The following is a 19,059-nucleotide window of genomic DNA, read 5'->3' as shown; positions in this document are numbered from 1 at the left end:
ACGGGAACGCTGACCGAGGGAGGAGAATGCAGTTATGCCCCGGAAATATGACGACTATGATGACGGTTTTGAAGTGCGGCGGAGGGAGGCGGAGCAGGAAGAACCCTTGTCCTTCCGTGAAGAAAGACGGCCGGTGAGAAGGAGGAGGGCCGAAGAACCGGAGACGAAAAAGGCCCCGCTCCTCATCCGGATCATCGCATGGCTGGCTGTTGTGGCTTTCTGCTTCGTCGCCGGGTATGTGGGAACCTCTCTCGCCCTGAGGATGCTCGATAAAAAGGACATACTCATGAGGAAGGACGTAGCCTCCGACCGGCAGGAAGCCCAGGGGGTCCTCGAGGGTGGAAGTACCGAAATACGGGTGAATGCCCGCAAAGTGGCCTTCTCGGTTTATTTTCCCAGGGAAGGGGCCATCGTCTCGGAGAAGACCGACATCCTCTCTGGCATTATGGAGGATGACATCCGCCAGGTGTTCGGCAAGATTATCTCCCTGGTGCCGGGCAGGTTCTCGCCTGACATGAAGGTGCTCAACGTCTTCAGGAGCGGCGATACCCTCTTCCTCAACCTGAACGCGTCCTTCATCTCCTCTCTTGCGAAGCTTGGGGCGAAGGAGAGCACCCTGTTCATAACCGCCGTGGTGCGGACCATAACCGAGAATTTCCCTCCCCTTACCAAGGTCCGGTTCCTGATCAACGGCAAGGTTGCCTCTGAAGGGGCCCCGGTGGATCTTACGGTGCCCTGGCAGCTCCCCCAGTGAGTCTCTCTGCCATGGCGCTCCGGATTGACGGCAGAAGGGACGATGGACTCCGCCCCGTCAGCTTCCAGAGGAACTTCACCCGCTATGCCGAAGGGTCAGTGCTGGCCTCCTTCGGCGATACAAGGGTGCTCTGCACGGCCACTGTGGAGGAAAAAGTTCCTCCCTTTCTCCGGGGAACGGGCCGGGGCTGGGTGACCGCCGAATACGCCATGCTTCCGAGATCCACCTCCGTCCGGGTATCCCGCTCGACCTCCAGGGGCGGTCCCGACGGAAGAAGCACAGAGATCCAGCGCCTTGTCGGCCGCTCCCTGAGGGCCTGCGTGGACATGGAAGCCCTCGGCGAAAGGACCGTCATTCTCGACTGTGACGTCCTCCAGGCTGACGGGGGAACAAGAACCGCCGCCGTCTCAGGAGGGTTTGTCGCCCTCTTCGACGCTCTCCGCGCCCTTCGGGCAAAGGGCATATTCTCAGTCCTTCCGCTCAGGTTTTTTCTTTCCGCGGTCAGCGTGGGGAAAGTTGGCGGTTCTCCTCTCCTCGATCTCTGCTATGCCGAGGACAGTGCCGCCGAGGTGGACATGAACGTGGTGATGAACCACCGTGGAGAGTACGTGGAAATACAGGGGACGGGGGAAGGCTCAGTCTTTACCTCCGGAGATCTCTCAGCCCTTCTCTTCCTTGCGGCAAAGGGAACCCTTGAAATCATCGGGCTTCAGAAGGAGGCTCTCGGCATTGAAGACGGCGAAACGGCTCTTTCCTGAGGGCATCCTCTTCGCCAGCGGCAACCGGGGAAAGTTTGCCGAGGTGGCGGACTTATTCTCTCCCCTGGGCGTGGACATCCTCTTCGGCCCTGAACACGCCTCCCTCGACGTGGAAGAGACCGGCACCACCTACAGCGCGAATGCCCGGCTCAAGGCCAGGGCCTGGGCTCTTCTCACCGGACTTCCCTCCCTGGCTGACGACAGCGGAGTGGAGGTGCGGGCTCTCGAATGGAAGCCCGGCATTCATTCCGCCCGGATGGCGGAGGACGACCCGGCCCGCATCAGGTGGATGCTCGATGCGCTTCGAGAAAAAGATGACCGGTTTGCAAGGTACGTGGCGGCCTTCGCCCTCTATTTCCCTTCTGACGGTATCTGTCTCCTCACCGAAGGGGAGTGTCCCGGTGAAGTCGTCCGGGCTCCGAGGGGGACCCGCGGATTCGGCTATGACCCGATATTTTCTCCCGCAGGATACGACGGGACCTTCGGGGAAATCCCGGATGACATAAAAAGAAAAATTTCCCACAGGGCTGTAGCAGGTTATCGTTTGCTGGATATCCTTTCCCGTATATCTATGATAGAATAACTCTTTGTCTGGAATTGGTTCCTATTTTTAGGAGGTGCGCAACGTGAAGACCTTTCTTGGTATTGTCCACATACTGCTCTGCCTTGCCCTTTCAGGCGTCGTGCTCCTGCAGCAGAGAAAGCAGGGCGGTTTCTCCGGAATCTTCGGCGGGGGAACCCAGGCCGACATGGGGGGAAACCAGTGGCAGCGCTTCACAGGACTTTCGAAGATTACCGTGGTCCTGACCGGTCTCTTCATGGTCACATCCATAATACTTGTTCTCTACTAGGCTGACATGAACTCCGGAAACCGCTGCGGCACTTCCGGGCCTCTTGACGGTTTCGAGGACGTCCGGAAGTACTCTGTGGAAGGAAAAAGGCTTCATTCGGCCACCCACGAGGAAATTCTCGGCGGCTATACAACAGACGTATATTTCGTCAAGACCCGGGATGTTCTCCGGGATGCAGGGCGCCTGTCCGCCCCGGTCACCGCTGAGGTCTTTGCCCGGAAGAACGGCGTTTTCGCCGGTCTTGAAGAAGTGATGACCCTTCTGGCTGAAAGGAACGTGGAAGTGGAAGCTCTCAGGGAAGGAGATTCCTTCTCTCCCAAAGAAGTTCTCGTCAGGATCTGCGGTCCCTACGGAGAGTTCGGCCTCTACGAGACGGTTCTGCTGGGCATGCTCGCAAGCGCATCCTCCTGGGCCACTGCGGCCAGGGCATGTGTCGAGGCTGCGGATGGAAAACCTGTTCTCTGCTTCGGTGCAAGGCATGTCCACCCGGCCATTGCCCCTGTTATGGAGCGGACCGCCGTCCGTGTCGGAGGGTGCAGCGGAGCGAGCTGCATACTGGGCGCCCGGCTTGCGGGAATCGATCCCATGGGTACGGTGCCCCACGCGGCTGTGCTCCTTGTCGGAGATACGGTGGCCCTCGCGAAGCATTACGATGCCGTCATGCCGTCCGGTGACCAGAGAATCGTCCTTGTGGACACCTTCAAGGACGAAGCGGAGGAAACCCTCAGGGTTGCAGAAGCCTTGGGCGACAGGCTCTCCGCTGTCAGGCTGGACACGCCCGGCGAACGGGGAGGGGTGTCGCCGGACCTTGTCCGGGAAATACGGTATCGCCTCGACCTTGCCGGGTACGGTCATGTCCGGATCATCGCCTCCGGCGGGCTCTATCCCGACAGGATACGGGAACTCTCCGCTGCGGGAGCCGACGCCTTCGGTGTAGGAAGCTACATTTCCCATGCGAACCCCATCGACATGACCATGGATATCAAGGAAATCGACGGGCTTCCCGTGGCAAAAAGAGGAAGATTGCCGGGGAGGATTGAAAACCCCCGGCTCATTCGTGTAAAATAACAGACTGGAGTCGAACCGTGCATCATTTCGCCGCGTCGGCGGAGAAAGCAAGCCCCCGGGGAACCCTGCCACGTCCCCCGAGATGCTTGGGGCGGCGCTTCCTCCAACGGCGTTTGTGTGATCTTTGACTATAGAAAAATGAAACAGGAAAGAGAATGAAGGAGGAAATTCCATGTCGGACAGTCGTTCCTTTATGGCCGTAAAAGAAAAGGTCGAGCACCAGTGGTATATCGTCGACGCCACAGACAAGCCCCTGGGTCGCATTGCGTCACAGGTTGCCAAGATCCTCATGGGGAAGAACAAGCCCACCTACACCCCCCACGTTGACTGCGGCGATTTTGTCGTGATAATCAACGCCGAAAAAGCGAAGCTCACGGGCAACAAGAGGCTCAAGAGCACCGTCCATTATTACACCGGCTACCTCGGCGGATTCCGCTCCGCCACCTACGGCGAGATGATGGACAAGAAGCCCGTGCAGCTCATGGAGAGGGTCGTTAAGGGCATGCTGCCCAGAACGCGCCTGAAGCTCCACAAGAAGCTCAAAGTGTATGCGGGACCGGAGCACCCTCACGCGGCGCAGCGGCCCGTTGCCATTGAAGTGTAAAATTCGGGGAGGGGGAAAAGACTCGATGCAGAATACAGCATACTGCTGGGGAACCGGAAGAAGAAAATGCGCCCTGGCTCGCGTGCGGGTTCGCCCCGGCGACGGGACGATTAAAGTCAACGAAAGAACCGTGGAAGATTATTTCCCGAGAGTCGCATGGCAGCTCAACGCTCTGCAGCCGCTGAAATCGGCCGGCCTTGAGGGAAAGATTGACGTTTTTGTCCGTGCCTCCGGCGGCGGCCTTACAGGCCAGGCCGGCGCGGTGCGGCTCGGAATCGCCAGGGCGCTTTTGAAGCTCAATCCCGAGCTTCGTCCCGTCCTGAAGAAGAACGGGCTCCTTACCAGGGACCCCCGCATGGTGGAACGGAAAAAGTTCGGCCAGAAGGGCGCCCGGGGACTCCGCCAGTTCTCCAAGCGTTAATCGGCCAACCGCAACAGTGTTTCCTGGGACAGGCCTTTGGCCTGTCCCTTTTTTCGTCTGCTTTATTGACCGACCGTTCGGTATGGAGTATAGTTCTGCATACTGAACGGTCGGGAGGTATTTATGTGGCGGAAGAAGGCAGAGAGGCACGCAAAGCCATTCTCAGGGCGGCCAGGGAAGGATTCGCCGCCAGGGGGTTCTACGGAACGAGCATGGAATACATAACAAGGAATGCGGGAGTCAGCAAGGGAGCGGTGTACTGGTATTTCCCCGGCAAGTGGGAAGTGTACAAGGCTGTGGTGGCCGAAGAGGCGGAGCGGCTCAAGGGCATCGTCCTGCCTCCCGGACTCGAGCTGCCTCCCGGAGAAGCCATGGATTTCTTTCTCACCCGGGGGGAGCGGCTCATCGACATTTTCGCTGAAGATCCGGTCTGCAGGCTTCTTTTCGTTCACCTTCAGCTCGAGGCCATGCGGGGCCGGGAGGAAATGATCGAACTCGTCACCACACTCCGGGCCTCCATCACCGAGGACGCTATATCGGTCATCGAAGCCGTTTTTCCCGGGAACATCCTTACCCGCCGGGGGATCAGCCACCGGGAGCTGGTCAACATGTTCGTAGGCATCCTGAACGGCATCATTCTCAACATCGAACTTACGATTACGCGGGAAGAAGCCAGGCGTAATTGGAGGTTCCTCATCCGTTCGGTTCTGGGAGGTATTGGCAATGAACCGTAGGATTCTCTCCCTTTTGTGTCTTCTCCTCCTGGTTCTTATGCAGGGGCAGGCGGCACACGGGGCGGAGCCTCTTTCCCTTGAAAAAGCCCTTTCCCTCGCCGCAGTCAACAATCCCGTCCTGGCCGCCGGACGGCAGCGGATCGCCCAGGCACGGGAGCGGATACACCAGGCGGGTGCCCCGGCGCTGCCCCAGCTTGGAGTATCCCTTCTCTACCAGACGGCAGAGAAGGATCCGTTCCATCCCGTTTTCATAGGAGGACAGCAGGTCGGGTATGCCCAGGCCGGCTTTCGGACCACTTGGAAGGCAGCCCTGACGCTGAGCCAGCTCATCTACAGCGGGGGGGCCGTCCGGTATTCCGTGGACTCCCGGCGCCTTGCCCTGGAGGGGGTAGAGGCTGCGGAGAAGCGCACCGCCCAGGGAGTGGAGTGGGCGGTAACTTCTGCATGGTACGACCTGCGGCGGTCGGTCGGGAGACTTTCCGTAGCGGAGGAGACTCTCTCCCTGGCAAAGGAACACCTCCGGCAGGTGCAGGCTCTCTTCCGGAACGGCGTGGTGGCGAAAAACGACGTTCTCCGGGTGGAAGTCTCCGTCGCAGAGGCCGAACTGGGACGTATCCGGGCGATGAACGCCGTTGACGTGGCATGGCACGGCCTTTCCCGGGCAGTCGGAACGTCCCTCCGCCCGGCATTCACCCTTCCGGCAGAAGATGCGCTCGGGGATTTTTCTCCCCTTCCTTCCGACCCCGTGGCGGAAGGCCTTGCCTCCCGGCCGGAGATGCGGGCTCTGGACAGGGCCATGCATTCGGCTCTTTTTGCCGCGAAAGCGGCAAGGGCTTCCGGAGGGCCCCGGGTTGTCCTTTTCGGCGAGATCTACAGGGCGGACGAAACCTTCTTCCCTTCAAAAATGGATGACTGGAAGATTACTCTCCAGGCCTCCTGGACCTTCTTCGACGGCGGCGAGTCGTCCTCCCGGGCCAGGGAAGCGAAGGCCGCGGCGGAAGAACTGCTTCACCAGGCCGAGGATCTGAAGCGGCAGATCGAGCTCGAAATCTCCGTAGCCCGTACGAACTTCGAGTCATCCCTCAGGAGGATCGAGGTGGGAAAGGCCATGGTGGCGGCGGCGGAAGAGGACTATCGCATGGCTCTGAAACGCTACGTGGCCCAGGTGGGGACCAACATCGACGTGCTTGATGCGTCCGTGGCCCTTGCGAACGCAAGGAACCAGCTTGTGGAAGGCCTGTACGACTCGAAAAAAGCCAGGGTGGAAATCGACTGGGCCATGGGCAGTACCGGAAAAGCGTTTTTCCAGGAGGCAGAGGAATGAAAAAAGTGCTTGCACTTCTGTTGTTTATCTTCCTTTTCGGGGGGCTCATCATCTACAGATGGCACGAGAAGGAAACATCGGGAAGCGGCGTTCCTGCCCCGGAAGTCCTTCCCGTGGAAACAGTCTTTCTTAAAACCCTGACCTTCGAGGACAGGGTGTCATTCGCCGCGGGCATCGAGCCGGAGGAGAAAGCGGCCGTAGTCTGCAAGGTGCCTGGAAAAACGGTCCTCCGGGTCTTCGTCTCCGAAGGGGATGCTGTGAAGGAAGGGGATCCTCTGGCGGAGGTGGACGACAGCCTTGCCCGGCAGCAGATCCTCCAGGCCGAAGCGTCCCTCGGCCGTGCCTCGAGTTATTCTTCCACCGTCGCCGCCGATTTCGAGCGCATTTCAGCCCTCTACAGGGAGCAGGTGGTCAGTCGCCAGCAGTTCGACCGGGCCCGGGGGGAGACCAGGATGGCTGCCCGGCAGGTCCAGGAGGCCAGGGCAGTGCTGAACCAGCTGAAAATTATACTGGGATACCACACTATAACAGCCCCCATCTCAGGAGTGATTCTCACCCGGCACATAGACCCGGGGGACACCGTTTCCCAGTCGCCGGTCTTCATACTTGCCCGCCGGGAGAGAGTGAAAGTGTCGGGGACCGTACCCGAACAGCTCTTCCCCAGGGTGAAGGAGGGGCAGAAGGCGCTGGTCACAGTGGACGCCTTTCCCGGGAAGAGGTTCGAGGCCGCCGTCTCCAGGGTTCACCCCTCGCTCGACCCTGTCACCCGCACAGGGAAAGTGGACGTCCTCCTTTCCTCCGAAGGTGCCCTCCTTCCGGGAATGTATGCCCGGGTGACCATTCGGACCGGTGTCCGGGAGGGGGTCGGCCTTCCCCTCGAGGCTGTGGGCAGAATGGCGGGCACGGGAGAATCAGTATGCTACGTGGTTTCTGACAGCGTGGCCAGGCTGAGAATCATTACAACAGGTGCCGAGAGGGATAATTTTCTGGAAGTCCTTTCCGGCCTTGAAAAGAATGAAGCGGTGATCGCCGCCAGGTCTGAAAAACTCAGGGACGGCACACCCGTGAAGGCGGCGGAAAAATGAATCTCCCGGAACTCTCCGTCAACCGCAGGGTTTCCATGCTCATGGTCTTTCTCGCGGTCATTCTCGTGGGTGGGATAGTCTTCCTCGGCCTCAAGCTCGATTTGCTGCCGAACATCGAGCCTCCGGTAGTGAACGTCCTTGTCACCTGGCCGGGCGCCTCCGCCAGCGACGTGGAACAGCGGGTCACCAAGGTTGTGGAGGACAAGGTCTCTCTCATCGAGGGTGTGGACACCATTTTCTCCAAGTCCATGGACAACATCTCCGTAGTGTCGGTCAAGTTCAAGTGGGGTGTGAACCTGGACGTGAAGATGGGGGACATCCGGGATTCCGTCAATTTCGCCCGGAGGGACCTCCCCGGAGATGCCGAGGAGCCCATTCTCCTTCGCATAACCTCAGGCACCATCCCCTTCCTTACCCTCTCCTTCACTGCGGAACGATCCTGGGAAGGGCTCCATCACTTTGTCGACAAGACAGTGGTGGAGAACCTCTCCCGGATTCCCGGAGTGGGGCAGGTACTGGTCTACGGAGGGAAGCAGAGGGAAATCCAGGTGAGGATCGACGCTGAAAAAGTTGAAGCCTTCGGCATCCCCATTTCTTCGGTCATTGCCGCCGTGGAGCGGGAAAATCTCAATATACCGGCAGGCTCCCTGAAACAGGGCCGCACGGAATATTACGTCCGTATTCCCGGCCGCTTCACCTCGGTGGAAGAAATCGGCCGGACCGTGGTTGGCGTTGCAGGCGGACGCCCCGTCCACCTTGCAGATGTGGCGGAGGTGGCCGATACATACAGGGACCGGGACCTCAGGGGCTATCATTTCGACAGGGAAGCGGTCATCATGGCCGTTCTCAAGACCAGCGACGCCAATACGGTGGAGGTTTCCCGGGCGGTGCTCGGCCGGCTGGAAGAGCTCAAGGAGAAAGAATTCCCCTCTGACGTGGACTACCACATCGGCATGAACACCTCAGAGTTCATTCTCAACTCCATCAACAACCTGACACAGTCCCTCCTCGCGGGGGTAATCCTGGTCTTCGCAGTCACCTGGATTTTTCTCAAACGCCTTTCCGCCTCCCTCATCGTCTGCGCCGCCATTCCCTTCTCCCTGGTCATCACCTTCATCTTCATGGGAGAACTGGACTACACCATCAACATCTTCACCCTCTCCGCCCTGGCCATGGCCAGCGGAATGGTGGTGGACAACTGCATCGTCTCCACCGACCAGGTGGTCTACCATATCGAAAAGGGCGCCCGGAGATCCGTCGCCTGCGTCGTCGGCACGGCGGAAGTCCAGTCGGCGCTCGTGGCCTCCACCCTCACCACGGTGGTGGTGCTTCTTCCTCTTGCCTTTATCCGGGGGCTGGTGGGAGTCTTCTTTTCCTCCCTTACGGTGGTCATGGTGGCGGCGGTTTCGGCGTCACTTTTCGTGAGTCTTACCTTTATTCCCATGATGGGAAGCTTCTTCTTCCGCCGGGAGGAAGACCGCCTCAGGCTCCACCGTTTTACCGACGCCTTCATCGGCCGGCTCGAAAGGGGATACGAGAGTCTGCTTGAATGGTCTCTTGAAAACAGGAAAATGGTGGTTTTGGCCGCCCTGGTTATCCTCGGGCTCACCTTTGCCGGATTCCGGTTCATCGGCACCGAGCTTTCCCCGGATCCCGACACGGGAGAAATCACCATCACCATGACCCTCCCGGAAGGAACGGGCATTGATGCAACCGACAGGCTGGTTCTCCGCACCATCGAGCATGCACGGAAAACCGTCCCCGAAGCCACCAACGTCTACGGCTACGACGGGAGGGACGAAAAGGGGTTTGCCGTCGCCGCAGGGCAGCAGGCAGGACCGAACATCGGCAACGTGGGCCTCAAGCTGGTGGACAAAGGGCTGAGAAAACGCACCGCCTTCGAGGTGGGAGAGTCTCTCCGGTCATGGCTGCGGGAGCAGCCCGGAATCGAAAAGCTCAACGTGCTTGTCACGTCGCCCATCAAGTCAATGTTCCTCGGCGCCAAGCCCCTGAACATAGAAATTTTCGGCGACGATCTCGACCAGGTGGTCCGCATGTCGGGGAGGATCGCAGATCTTCTCCGCACCATCCCCGGTACTGTGGACGTCAGCCTGAGCCAGAAACAGAACAGGCCGGAAATCCGGGTGGACGTAGACCGGGAAAAGGCGTCCCTCCTGGGGGTGAGCACCTATGCCGTGGCCGGTGCCCTCAGGACCTATTTTTACGGCCACGAGACGAATGAAAGCTACTGGGAAGGAGAGAACGACTACCCCATACGGTTCCGTCTCCGGGAAGAACAGCGCAACTCCCGGAATATCTTCGGCCGTCTCATGGTTCCCTCCGCCTCGGGGAAAATGGTGCGCCTTTCAACTGTGGCTTCGTACCGGGATACTGCAGGTCCCCCGGAGATCCAGAGAAAGAATAAACAGCGCTACGTGGTGGTGGAAGCGAACGTTCACGGGCGGTCTCTCGGAGAGGTTACCAAAGATGCCCGGACTGCGGTGGCGGAAGTGGACATACCTTCGGGCGTTACCGTCGAGTTCGGCGGGCAGATCCGCGAACAGGGGGACGCCTTCCGACAGATGGGCCTTCTGGTCCTTCTGGGAGTGCTCCTGGTCTACATGGTCATGGCGGGGCAATACGAAGCCTATCTCGATCCGTTCATCATCATGTTCAGCATCCCCTTCGCCCTCACAGGAGTAGCCTTCGCCTATCTTTTGACAGGACTCTATCTCTCCCTCCAGGGGCTCCTGGGAATCGTCATGCTTGTGGGCATCGTGGTGAACAACGCCATCGTGCTGGTGGACTACGTGAACCTGCTCCGGGCCAGGGGAACGCCTCTTCGGGAAGCCCTGATCAGTGCAGGAGGGCGCAGGCTCCGTCCCGTACTCATGACCACCCTCACCACCTTCTTCGGTATGCTCCCCATGGCGCTGAGCAAGGCCCAGGGGGCTGAACTCTGGAAACCTCTCGCCATTTCGGTCATGGGAGGGCTCATGATCTCCACCCTGGTCACCCTGGTGCTGGTTCCCGTGATCTACAGCCTCTTCGAGGAAAAACTGAGGAATAAGGGAAGATTCATGGAGGCGGTGACGAAATCATGAACATGGTCTGGATTCACGCAGGCGAGACGCTGGGACGGGAAATCTGCGAAATGCTGGACGGACTGGGAGTCTCCGCCTACTCGGTCTGGCGTAACGTCCTCCGGAAGGACAACGAGGGAGACGGCACCCGGTGGGACGATGCCGTTTTCCCCGGAAAGAACTGGTCGGTGCAGTTCCTCTGCGGGGATGAGTTGCTTGCTCCGCTGAGGGAGAAATTCCAGTCCTTCCTCAGTGATGATTATGTCCGCCGGACAGGGGTCGAAATTTTCGTCCAGAAGGCGGAGCGGCTTCTGTAGCCTTCCCCCTTTCTTTCCTTTCGGTTACAATCGAAGAGCGGAAAGAAAGGGGGAAATTCATGACACAGTACATACCCGTCCCCGCAATCCGGAAACACCTTATTGTGCCTGCCCTTGTGGCCATGCTCGCCATGGTTTTCATAGCCGCCCTCCCCTATGCGGAAGCAAAATTTTCACCGGCGGCTTCCCGCATTCTCCTCAGGTCGGCGAAAATAGGCCTCGTGGCATCCCTGACGTGGCTTGCCCTCGGTGCGGTCAGTCTTTTCGAAATCTACTTCAGGAACAGGTTCGACATCTCCGCCGCCGACAACCTCAAGGCCCGGAAAGTCCAGACTCAGTTCATTCTCTTCAAAAGGCTGCTCGTCATCCTTATCATCTTCCTTTCAGTCTCCCTGGCGCTCCTGAGCATCGACGATTTCAGGCGCATAGGCACGTCCCTTCTCGCCTCCGTAGGCGTGGCGGGCATCATCGTGGGGCTATCCGCCCAGAGAACGGTGGCCACATTCCTCGCAGGAATCCACCTCGCCATTGCCCAGCCCATCCGCATCGACGATGTGGTCGTCGCCGAAGGGGAGTGGGGCAGGGTGGAAGAGGTCACTTTCACCTATGTGGTTCTCAGGCTCTGGGATTCCCGCCGCCTCGTTCTTCCGACGACCTACTTCCTTGAAAAGCCCTTCCAGAACTGGACCCGCGTTTCGGCGGACATTATCGGCACGGCTTTTTTCCATGTGGATTTTTCTGCTGACATGGAGGAGATACGTGCGTTCTTCAACACCGTGCTCGGAACAACGCCCCTGTGGGACGGGAGGGCGAAAGCCCTGCAGGTGACGGACTGTACATCCCGATCCATGGAGGTCCGGGCTCTCATGAGTGCCGCGAATTCTGGAGCCGCCTGGGATCTCCGCTGCCATGTCCGTGAAAAAATGATGGACTGGCTCCGCCGCGAACATCCGGTCTGGCTGCCCAGGGCACGGGCCGAGGTGAACAGCGGGGCAGGAGAGAACGTTTCCTGGTCTGCGCCGGGGAGGAACGGAGACGACATCCTTCCCCCGGCAAAAGAAGAGCTGCTTCGGGGGTAAAATTACTGCAGTATTGTTTTCCGGGGTTTTATCTCTCTTTTCTTGAAATATTGACGAATTCCGGAGATGCACTATACTTCACCACAACGGGTCTTTTCCCCGGCCAACTGTTTCACTCCCCGTTTCAGCGCGTGCGGGAATGTTTTGGGCTCCTCGTGCAGGGAAAATCTGGAGAGGCAAGGAACGGTTTTCTTTCCGAAAGGTTTGATACGCGCCCCGAAAGGCGGACCAGTCACATACCATTCGAATCCGGAGGTGGTTTGCAGTGAGATTGCGTTTTCTCAAGCCCTTGCGCATTGTTTCCCCGAGGCCGTTATTCTGCCTGTTTGTTGCTCTTCTCCTGCTGGGAGGTTGTATCCAGGCAGCGCCTCTCTCTGCTGAAGAGGTAAGCCCGGACGTTCCGGCGGCGGGAGCAGCTCCGGACATTCCTGTCCCGGGCGGAGGTGAAGCTGCAGCCGTCCAGTCTCCAGATGTAGTACCCCCTGAGACCGGGGCAGTCACCGTCATAATCGACGGCCCGAAAGAAGCCAGGTGGACCTTTGACGGCAAGGAATTTGACAGCGGTTCCGCGGTTGAGAACGTGCCTACCGGAAAGTATGTGGTGAGCTTCGCCGACGTTCCGGAGTGGACAAAGCCAGCCGATGCCGAAGTCACCGTTGCAAAGGACGGGACGGCGGCCCTGGACGGCAAGTATGTCCGCCATGTTGGCTCCGTCTCCGTGACAATCGACGGTCCGAAAGAGGCGAAGTGGACCTTCGACGGCAAGGCCTTCGACAGTGGTTCCGCGGTGGAGAACGTGCCCACCGGAAAGTATGTGGTGAGCTTCACCGACGTTCCGGAGTGGACCAAGCCCGCCGACGCCGAAGTCACCGTTGCAAAGGACGGGACGGCGACCCTGGACGGCAAGTACGTCCGCCATGTTGGCTCCGTGTCAGTGAAAATCGACGGTCCGAAAGAGGCGAAGTGGACCTTTGACGGCAAGGAATTTGACAGCGGTTCCGTGGTTGAGAACGTGCCCACCGGAAAGTATGTGGTGAGCTTCACCGACGTTCCGGAGTGGACAAGGCCCGCCGACGCCGAAGTCACCGTTGCAAAGGACGGGACGGCGTCCCTGGACGGCAAATATGTCCGCCACGTGGGGGCCGTCTCAGTGAAGATAGATGGTCCGAAAGAAGCGAAGTGGACCTTCGACGGCAAGGAATTTGACAGCGGTTCCGTGATTGAGAACGTGCCCACCGGAAAGTACCTGGTGAGCTTCGCCGACGTTCCGGAGTGGACAAAGCCAGCCGATGCCGAAGTCACCGTTGCAAAGGACGGGACGGCGACCCTGGACGGCAAATACGTCCGCCATGTGGGCTCCGTCACCGTGACAATCGACGGTCCGAAAGAAGCGAAGTGGACCTTCGACGGCAAGGAATTTGACAGCGGTTCCGTGATTGAGAACGTGCCCACCGGAAAGTATGTGGTGAGCTTCGCCGACGTTCCGGAGTGGACCAAGCCCGCCGACGCCGAGGTTGCCGTTGCAAAGGACGGGACGGCGACCCTGGACGGCAGGTACGTCCGCCACGTGGGGGCAGTGGCAGTGAAGATAGAAGGTCCAGAGGACGCACGGTGGATCTTTGACGGGCGGGGCGGTTTTGAGAGCGGCCACGTCATCACCAGCGTTCCCACCGGAACATACACGGTTTCCTTCTATGATCTCCCGGAGTGGACGAAACCCGCCGATGTATCAGTCTCCGTTACCAGGGATGGAACAGCCTCGGTTTCAGAAACCTACATCCGCCACGTGGGGGCCGTCTCCGTGACAATCGACGGTCCGAAAGAGGCGAAGTGGACCTTCGACGGCAAGGCCTTCGACAGTGGTTCCGCGGTGGAGAACGTGCCCACCGGAAAGTACCTGGTGAGCTTCGCCGACGTTCCGGAGTGGACCAAGCCCGCCGACGCCGAAGTCACCGTTGCAAAGGACGGGACGGCGTCCCTGGACGGCAAATATGTCCGCCACGTGGGGGCAGTGGCAGTGAAGATAGAAGGTCCAGAGGACGCACGGTGGATCTTTGACGGGCGGGGCGGTTTTGAGAGCGGCCACGTCATCACCAGCGTTCCCACCGGAACATACACGGTTTCCTTCTATGATCTCCCGGAGTGGACGAAACCCGCCGATGTATCAGTCTCCGTTACCAGGGATGGAACAGCCTCGGTTTCAGAAACCTACATCCGCCACGTGGGGGCCGTCTCCGTGACAATCGACGGTCCGAAAGAAGCGAAGTGGACCTTCGACGGCAAGGAATTTGACAGCGGTTCCGTGATTGAGAACGTGCCCACCGGAAAGTATGGGGTGAGCTTCGCCGACGTTCCGGAGTGGACAAAGCCAGCCGATGCCGAAGTCACCGTTGCAAAGGACGGGACGGCGACCCTGGACGGCAAATACGTCCGCCACGTAGGCTCCGTCTCCGTGAAGATCGACGGTCCGAAAGAGGCGAAATGGACCTTCGACGGCAATGCCTTCGACAGCGGTTCCGTGATTGAGAACGTGCCCACCGGAAAGTATGTGGTGAGCTTCACCGACGTTCCGGAGTGGACAAGGCCCGCCGACGCCGAAGTCACCGTTGCAAAGGACGGGATGGCTTCCATGGACAAGAAATATGTCCGCCACGTAGGCTCCGTCTCCGTGAAGATCGATGGCCCCGAAGGCGCAAAATGGAGCCTGGACGGCAAGGGCAGCTATGAAAGCGGTCACGTGCAAAAGAACATTCCCACGGGAAAATATACCGTTTCATTTACAGAAGCCCCGGACTGGGACAGCCCCTCGGATGTTTCCGTCACTGTAACCAAGGACGGAATGGCTTCCATGGACAAGAAATATGTCCGCCATGTGGGGGCTGTCAGCGTAAAATTCGACGGCCCGAAGGAAGCCAAATGGAGCCTCGGAGGCAAGGAGAGCTATGAAAGCGGCTACATGCTGAAAAATGTCCCCACGGGGAAATATACCGTCTCCTTCTCTGATGTCCCTGACTGGACCAGGCCGGCAGATGCCGCGGTTACGGTAGCCAAAGGCGGCACTGCATCGGCTGCCGGAGCCTATGTCAAGCACACAGGCTCAGTGACCGTAACAATTGAAGGCCCGAAAGAAGCCCGCTGGGCCCTGGACGGAAAAGGTGCCTACACAGCTGGTCAGACTGCGGGGGGGATTGAGGTCGGTAATCCGGTGCTCTCCTTCTCCGAAGTTCCGGGGTGGACGAAACCGGAAAATCAGAGAGTCACCGTCCGCAACGGAGCAGTATCCAGAACTTCCGGCACCTATGTCCGCCATACCGGATCGGTCAAAGTCGAGATTACCGGTACAAAAGACGGTCGGTGGAGCCTCGACGGAAAGGGGAATTACCCCGGCGGATGGACGGCGGGCAGCATTGTCGTGGGAACCTACAGGATCATCTTCTCCGATGTGTCCGGCAGGATCAAGCCTGAACCCAAAACCATCACCGTCAGCAGGGGAGCCACGACCACCGTTTCGGCCGCATACACCCAGAATACCGGGTCAATTACAGTGACTATCGACGGCCCCAAAGAAGCGCGATGGAGCATTGACGGAAGAGGAAGCTACGAAAGCGGCCAGACTGTGGCCGAAATCCTCGTGGGCAATCGCGTCATTTCCTTCTCCTACGTGAAAGGGTGGAGGTCTCCTGCGGACAGGAGCGTCACGGTCCAGAGGGGGGGAACCGTCTCGGCATCCGGTGTATATACGGCACGGTAGGCGGTCAGGTATTTTTCCGATGCATTCTGACTGAGTTACAGAGCAGGCCCCTCTCCGGAGAAACGGGAGAGGGGCCTTTTATCGCAAGGGAAATGAAGCCCATCTTGAAAAACTTCGCAAGGCCAGGACCCCCGGGTTCCGGATCATGTCATCCGGGACGGCGATCTCTTCCGGTCGGAGCGGCGAAAAAGATCGGGTGGTGACCGCACCGATAAATACAATTCCGTTGCAGCATGGGACATGCCGGGCGATAAAAAACTTTCCGGGGAGCAAATCGAAGGTTGACATCTCCGTTTGACCCGCTATAATATACCTTCGTTGAGCCGGTGTAGCTCAGCTGGTAGAGCAGCTGACTTGTAATCAGCAGGTCCCCGGTTCGAGTCCGGGTGCCGGCTCCAGCTTGACAAAGCAAAGAAGTGGTGGGATGGCCGAGTGGTCAAAGGCAGCAGACTGTAAATCTGCCGACACCGTCTACGAAGGTTCGAATCCTTCTCCCACCACCATTTTATACAAAGAAGCCGACTTAGCTCAGCAGGTAGAGCACATCCATGGTAAGGATGGGGTCTCCGGTTCGAGTCCGGAAGTCGGCTCCAGTAAGTAAAATCAAGGCTTCAGCTCTTTTAGCTGAAGTCTTGATTTTTTATTGGGAAGGGGTCTGGACGCACCTCTTCCGCCCCTCACAATCTCCTGCATCGCCATCCTGCCCCATCCGTCCCGGGAGTTCACTTCGGCTCCCTGTTTCAGGGCTTCCATCATGCCTTCGATGTCGCCCCGTTTTGTAGCTTCAAGCAGTTTTCGGTTCAGTTCGTCGATAGTCATCCTTATCTTCTCAAGGTGTCAAAATTCCATAAACGGCACAGTATCGTCTTTCTTCATGTTTATCTCTTTTTCAAGTAAGGGACCAGCCTCGACACCAGCCTGTCCGCCCCTTCAACTCCGTCACCGGCCCAGGCTTCGAGGTTCTTCCCGACGCGTTTCTTTATGAATTCGACTGCCAGTGCCGGGTCGGAATCCAGGGTGTCAAGGAGGATGCCCACCATAGCTGGAATGTTTTCAGGCGACAGGGACAGTGCGGACGCCCGCCCTGAAGAGAGGACTCTTAAAAAATTGTTCTGCATGGAGATATTTGTGCCGGTTATGGCTGGAAGAACCAGGTTGGCAGCCCGGGAACGATTTTTCGCAATGTGTCCGTCGAGTACTTCGCTTTGCTCCGGGTAAAGGAAGGATGCCAGAAGCAGTGCATAGGCTGCCCGTTCCCATGCGTTAATGTCGCTTTTGTCCTCAAGCCGTGTTATAAAATCCCGGGCTGTGCCGTCCGTCATCGCCCCTGAGGAAAGAAGGGCAGCTATGCTCCATGCCACGTCCGTCGAGAAAGACCATTCAAAAAAACATGCTTCAAGGACGGTGTGCCCGTTGTTGTTCCGGGCGTTCACGTCCGCTCCCTGCTCTATGGCGTTCTTCACATCCTGTATTTTCCCTTCTTCTGCCGCTTTAAATAACTGCCAGTTCAGTTTTTCGATATCCTTTTTTACTTCAGGCTCTTTCATGGCTTCAAGGAACATGGCGTCAAGTTCCGGGGACAACCTGCCTTCTTTCTTGAGCCACTCGTAATCTCTTTCAATAATCGCCCCGTTTTTCTTGAATGTCTTCAGCAGAGGGAGAGTGAGATGACCTTTATTTGTCGCGATCATCATCGCCGTCCAGCCGTACTCATTCACAGCATTCACGTCCGCTTCATGGGAGGCAAGCAATTCCAGCAGTGCGGGTGTGAGACGCCCCCACCGCGCCGCCTCTATCATAGCCGTCCTGCCGTCCTTGTTCCGGGCGTTTACGTCAGTACCCTGTTCCAGAACTTTTTTCACGCCCTCTATGTCGCCCTGTTTTGCCGCTTCAAGCAGATTTTTGTTCAGTTCTTCAATGGTCATCTTTATCCTCTCCCCTGGTTAAAACTCCATAAAGGGAATGGCTTCGTCCTTTTTGTTTCTCCCCTGCTTCAGGTACGACACCAGTTTCGCCACCAACTCTTCCGCCCTCTTCACTCCACCGCTGACCCAGGTTTGGAGATTCTTTCCGACCCGTTTCCGTATAACTCTACCACCGGAAACGGTTCGGAATCCATGGCGTCGAGGAGAATATCCACCATCGCCTGGATATTTTCAGGCGACAGGGACAGTGCGGGGATTGCTGCCGGAATCCCGTAATTTCCAAGGGATTTTCCCTTACAGGTTTCGTACGACATTCCCGGCGACCCTCCTGCAGAAATCAAGAAAGATTCCATAAGGGCGACCTGCCAGAGAGAAGACGGCCGACATGAAAACCGACGAAACGGCGATCTGTTTCCATGTCGCTCCTGCGCAGAGAAGAACGATGACGTAAAGCGGAACCTGGAAGATCACAAAGGCGAGGGTATCGCCCAGGATCAATTTCCACGGTTTCGTCCCGTCAATCTCGAGGGCGAGAAAAAGCCGGTCGCGGAAAAGGCCGTAGGGTCTCCCGGTAATGAGATTGACAGGTATGGCCGCTATTCTGGCCGTGACGGACTGGAAGAAGGTCAGCTTTGCTATGAAAATCTCGATACACATGCACAATGCCGTGGAAAAGAGGATCATCGCCGCGATATCGGCGATCAGGAAGCAGAGCCTTTCTTTTTTCTTCCCTGCAGAGCCCCTTGAATCTTTCAAAAACCTCACCTGCCCCGGACGGCCGTTCCCGGCCCGTTCTTTCTTCCTCATTGTTTTTTCCGCTTCCGTCAGCCCCAGTATACTGCTTTTTTTGAGAATAACATGGAAACGTCATCTATCTCTGACGGGACATTGGACAAGACGGACTTCCTTCTCCATAATACGGGAAAGAAATGATCACCAGGAGGGGATGCCCGTGTACGCACACATAGAAGAACTGGCGGACAGGATGACGGAGAAGCTCGTCGCCTGCCGCAGGGATTTCCACAAGCACGCGGAAAGCGGATGGTTTGAGATGAGGACGGCCTCTCTCATCGCCAGGCGTCTCACCGATATGGGCTATGAAGTCCTTGCAGGGCGTGACGTTTGCCGTGACGAATCCCGCATGGGACTGCCCCCGGACCAAGAGCTCGAGAAGAATTGCCTCCGGGCGAAGGAACAGGGGGCTGACACGGAATTCCTTGAGAAAGTCCGGGGCGGCTTCACCGGGGTTATGGGCATCCTCCGCTGCGGGGAAGGCCCCACCGTGGCGCTCCGGTTCGACATCGA

General features: G+C 58.2%; 18 protein-coding genes, 3 tRNA genes and 1 pseudogene. 18 read left to right on the top strand and 4 right to left on the bottom strand.

Features of this window, described 5'->3' with window-relative positions:
* The first annotated feature begins 34 nt into the window (after positions 1 to 34).
* The 17 genes from C8D99_RS13580 (at position 35) to C8D99_RS13500 (ending at position 16,422) form a co-directional block, all read left to right on the top strand.
* Positions 35 to 754, top strand: a complete 720-nt coding sequence (locus tag C8D99_RS13580) for a GerMN domain-containing protein (RefSeq protein WP_133959046.1) — start codon at positions 35 to 37, stop codon at positions 752 to 754.
* An 11-nt stretch (positions 755 to 765) separates the two neighbouring features.
* Complete coding sequence (gene rph, locus C8D99_RS13575; RefSeq protein ID WP_133959059.1) at positions 766 to 1,512, top strand: ribonuclease PH; 747 nt, start codon at positions 766 to 768, stop codon at positions 1,510 to 1,512.
* On the top strand, positions 1,484 to 2,095 hold the full coding sequence (gene rdgB, locus C8D99_RS13570; protein WP_166670197.1) for an RdgB/HAM1 family non-canonical purine NTP pyrophosphatase: 612 nt from the start codon (positions 1,484 to 1,486) through the stop codon (positions 2,093 to 2,095). Before rph ends, rdgB begins: the two co-directional genes overlap by 29 nt.
* A 43-nt stretch (positions 2,096 to 2,138) precedes the next feature.
* Positions 2,139 to 2,363, top strand: coding sequence for a preprotein translocase subunit SecG (gene secG / locus C8D99_RS13565; RefSeq protein ID WP_133959045.1), 225 nt, complete (start codon positions 2,139 to 2,141; stop codon positions 2,361 to 2,363).
* A gap of 6 nt (positions 2,364 to 2,369) precedes the next feature.
* Complete coding sequence (locus C8D99_RS13560; protein WP_133959044.1) at positions 2,370 to 3,431, top strand: nicotinate phosphoribosyltransferase; 1,062 nt, start codon at positions 2,370 to 2,372, stop codon at positions 3,429 to 3,431.
* A 172-nt stretch (positions 3,432 to 3,603) separates the two neighbouring features.
* Entirely contained in the window at positions 3,604 to 4,035 is a 432-nt protein-coding gene (gene rplM / locus C8D99_RS13555; RefSeq protein WP_133959043.1) for a 50S ribosomal protein L13, read from the top strand.
* Between the two features lie 25 nt (positions 4,036 to 4,060).
* Entirely contained in the window at positions 4,061 to 4,456 is a 396-nt protein-coding gene (gene rpsI / locus C8D99_RS13550; protein ID WP_133959042.1) for a 30S ribosomal protein S9, read from the top strand.
* A 125-nt stretch (positions 4,457 to 4,581) separates the two neighbouring features.
* Positions 4,582 to 5,190, top strand: a complete 609-nt coding sequence (locus C8D99_RS13545) for a TetR/AcrR family transcriptional regulator (protein ID WP_166670196.1) — start codon at positions 4,582 to 4,584, stop codon at positions 5,188 to 5,190.
* On the top strand, positions 5,180 to 6,514 hold the full coding sequence (locus tag C8D99_RS13540; RefSeq protein ID WP_133959040.1) for a TolC family protein: 1,335 nt from the start codon (positions 5,180 to 5,182) through the stop codon (positions 6,512 to 6,514). Before C8D99_RS13545 ends, C8D99_RS13540 begins: the two co-directional genes overlap by 11 nt.
* Positions 6,511 to 7,599, top strand: coding sequence for an efflux RND transporter periplasmic adaptor subunit (locus tag C8D99_RS13535; protein WP_133959039.1), 1,089 nt, complete (start codon positions 6,511 to 6,513; stop codon positions 7,597 to 7,599). The genes C8D99_RS13540 and C8D99_RS13535 overlap by 4 nt, the downstream gene beginning before the upstream one ends.
* Positions 7,596 to 10,703 (top strand): efflux RND transporter permease subunit, encoded by a 3,108-nt coding sequence (locus C8D99_RS13530; RefSeq protein ID WP_133959038.1) that lies wholly within the window; start codon positions 7,596 to 7,598, stop codon positions 10,701 to 10,703. The genes C8D99_RS13535 and C8D99_RS13530 overlap by 4 nt, the downstream gene beginning before the upstream one ends.
* The gene (locus C8D99_RS13525) at positions 10,700 to 10,999 is read left to right on the top strand and encodes a PG0541 family transporter-associated protein (protein WP_133959037.1); all 300 of its coding nucleotides are present in this window, start codon (positions 10,700 to 10,702) and stop codon (positions 10,997 to 10,999) included. Before C8D99_RS13530 ends, C8D99_RS13525 begins: the two co-directional genes overlap by 4 nt.
* 59 nt (positions 11,000 to 11,058) lie before the next feature.
* Positions 11,059 to 12,078 carry a mechanosensitive ion channel family protein gene (locus tag C8D99_RS13520; RefSeq protein ID WP_133959036.1) on the top strand — a complete coding sequence of 340 codons (1,020 nt, stop codon included), beginning with the start codon at positions 11,059 to 11,061 and terminating at the stop codon, positions 12,076 to 12,078.
* 265 nt (positions 12,079 to 12,343) lie between these two features.
* Positions 12,344 to 15,829, top strand: a complete 3,486-nt coding sequence (locus C8D99_RS13515) for a hypothetical protein (RefSeq protein ID WP_133959035.1) — start codon at positions 12,344 to 12,346, stop codon at positions 15,827 to 15,829.
* Between the two features lie 322 nt (positions 15,830 to 16,151).
* Positions 16,152 to 16,227 (top strand) — tRNA-Thr (locus C8D99_RS13510).
* A 20-nt stretch (positions 16,228 to 16,247) separates the two neighbouring features.
* Positions 16,248 to 16,332: transfer RNA gene (locus C8D99_RS13505), tRNA-Tyr, on the top strand.
* Positions 16,333 to 16,346: 14 nt separating this feature from the next.
* Positions 16,347 to 16,422 (top strand) — tRNA-Thr (locus C8D99_RS13500).
* Between the two features lie 10 nt (positions 16,423 to 16,432).
* Here the strand turns inward: C8D99_RS13500 and C8D99_RS13495 are convergent.
* The 4 genes from C8D99_RS13495 to alaE form a co-directional block, all read right to left on the bottom strand.
* Positions 16,433 to 16,648, bottom strand: a complete 216-nt coding sequence (locus C8D99_RS13495) for a hypothetical protein (RefSeq protein WP_133959034.1) — start codon at positions 16,646 to 16,648, stop codon at positions 16,433 to 16,435.
* 59 nt (positions 16,649 to 16,707) lie between these two features.
* Positions 16,708 to 17,754, bottom strand: coding sequence for an ankyrin repeat domain-containing protein (locus tag C8D99_RS13490; RefSeq protein WP_133959033.1), 1,047 nt, complete (start codon positions 17,752 to 17,754; stop codon positions 16,708 to 16,710).
* Between the two features lie 110 nt (positions 17,755 to 17,864).
* Complete coding sequence (locus C8D99_RS13485; protein ID WP_133959032.1) at positions 17,865 to 18,068, bottom strand: hypothetical protein; 204 nt, start codon at positions 18,066 to 18,068, stop codon at positions 17,865 to 17,867.
* On the bottom strand, positions 18,049 to 18,561 hold the full coding sequence (gene alaE, locus C8D99_RS13480) for an L-alanine exporter AlaE (RefSeq protein WP_133959031.1): 513 nt from the start codon (positions 18,559 to 18,561) through the stop codon (positions 18,049 to 18,051). Before alaE ends, C8D99_RS13485 begins: the two co-directional genes overlap by 20 nt.
* A 145-nt stretch (positions 18,562 to 18,706) precedes the next feature.
* Between alaE and C8D99_RS13475 the strand changes: the two are divergent.
* Positions 18,707 to 19,059, top strand: a pseudogene (locus C8D99_RS13475) (hypothetical protein); the annotation flags it as partial.

It is taken from the genome of Aminivibrio pyruvatiphilus (genome assembly GCF_004366815.1).
Classification (GTDB): domain Bacteria; phylum Synergistota; class Synergistia; order Synergistales; family Aminobacteriaceae; genus Aminivibrio; species Aminivibrio pyruvatiphilus.
The sequence above is the reverse complement of the archived record's forward strand: the minus strand, read 5'-3'. Positions and strand labels throughout refer to the sequence as shown.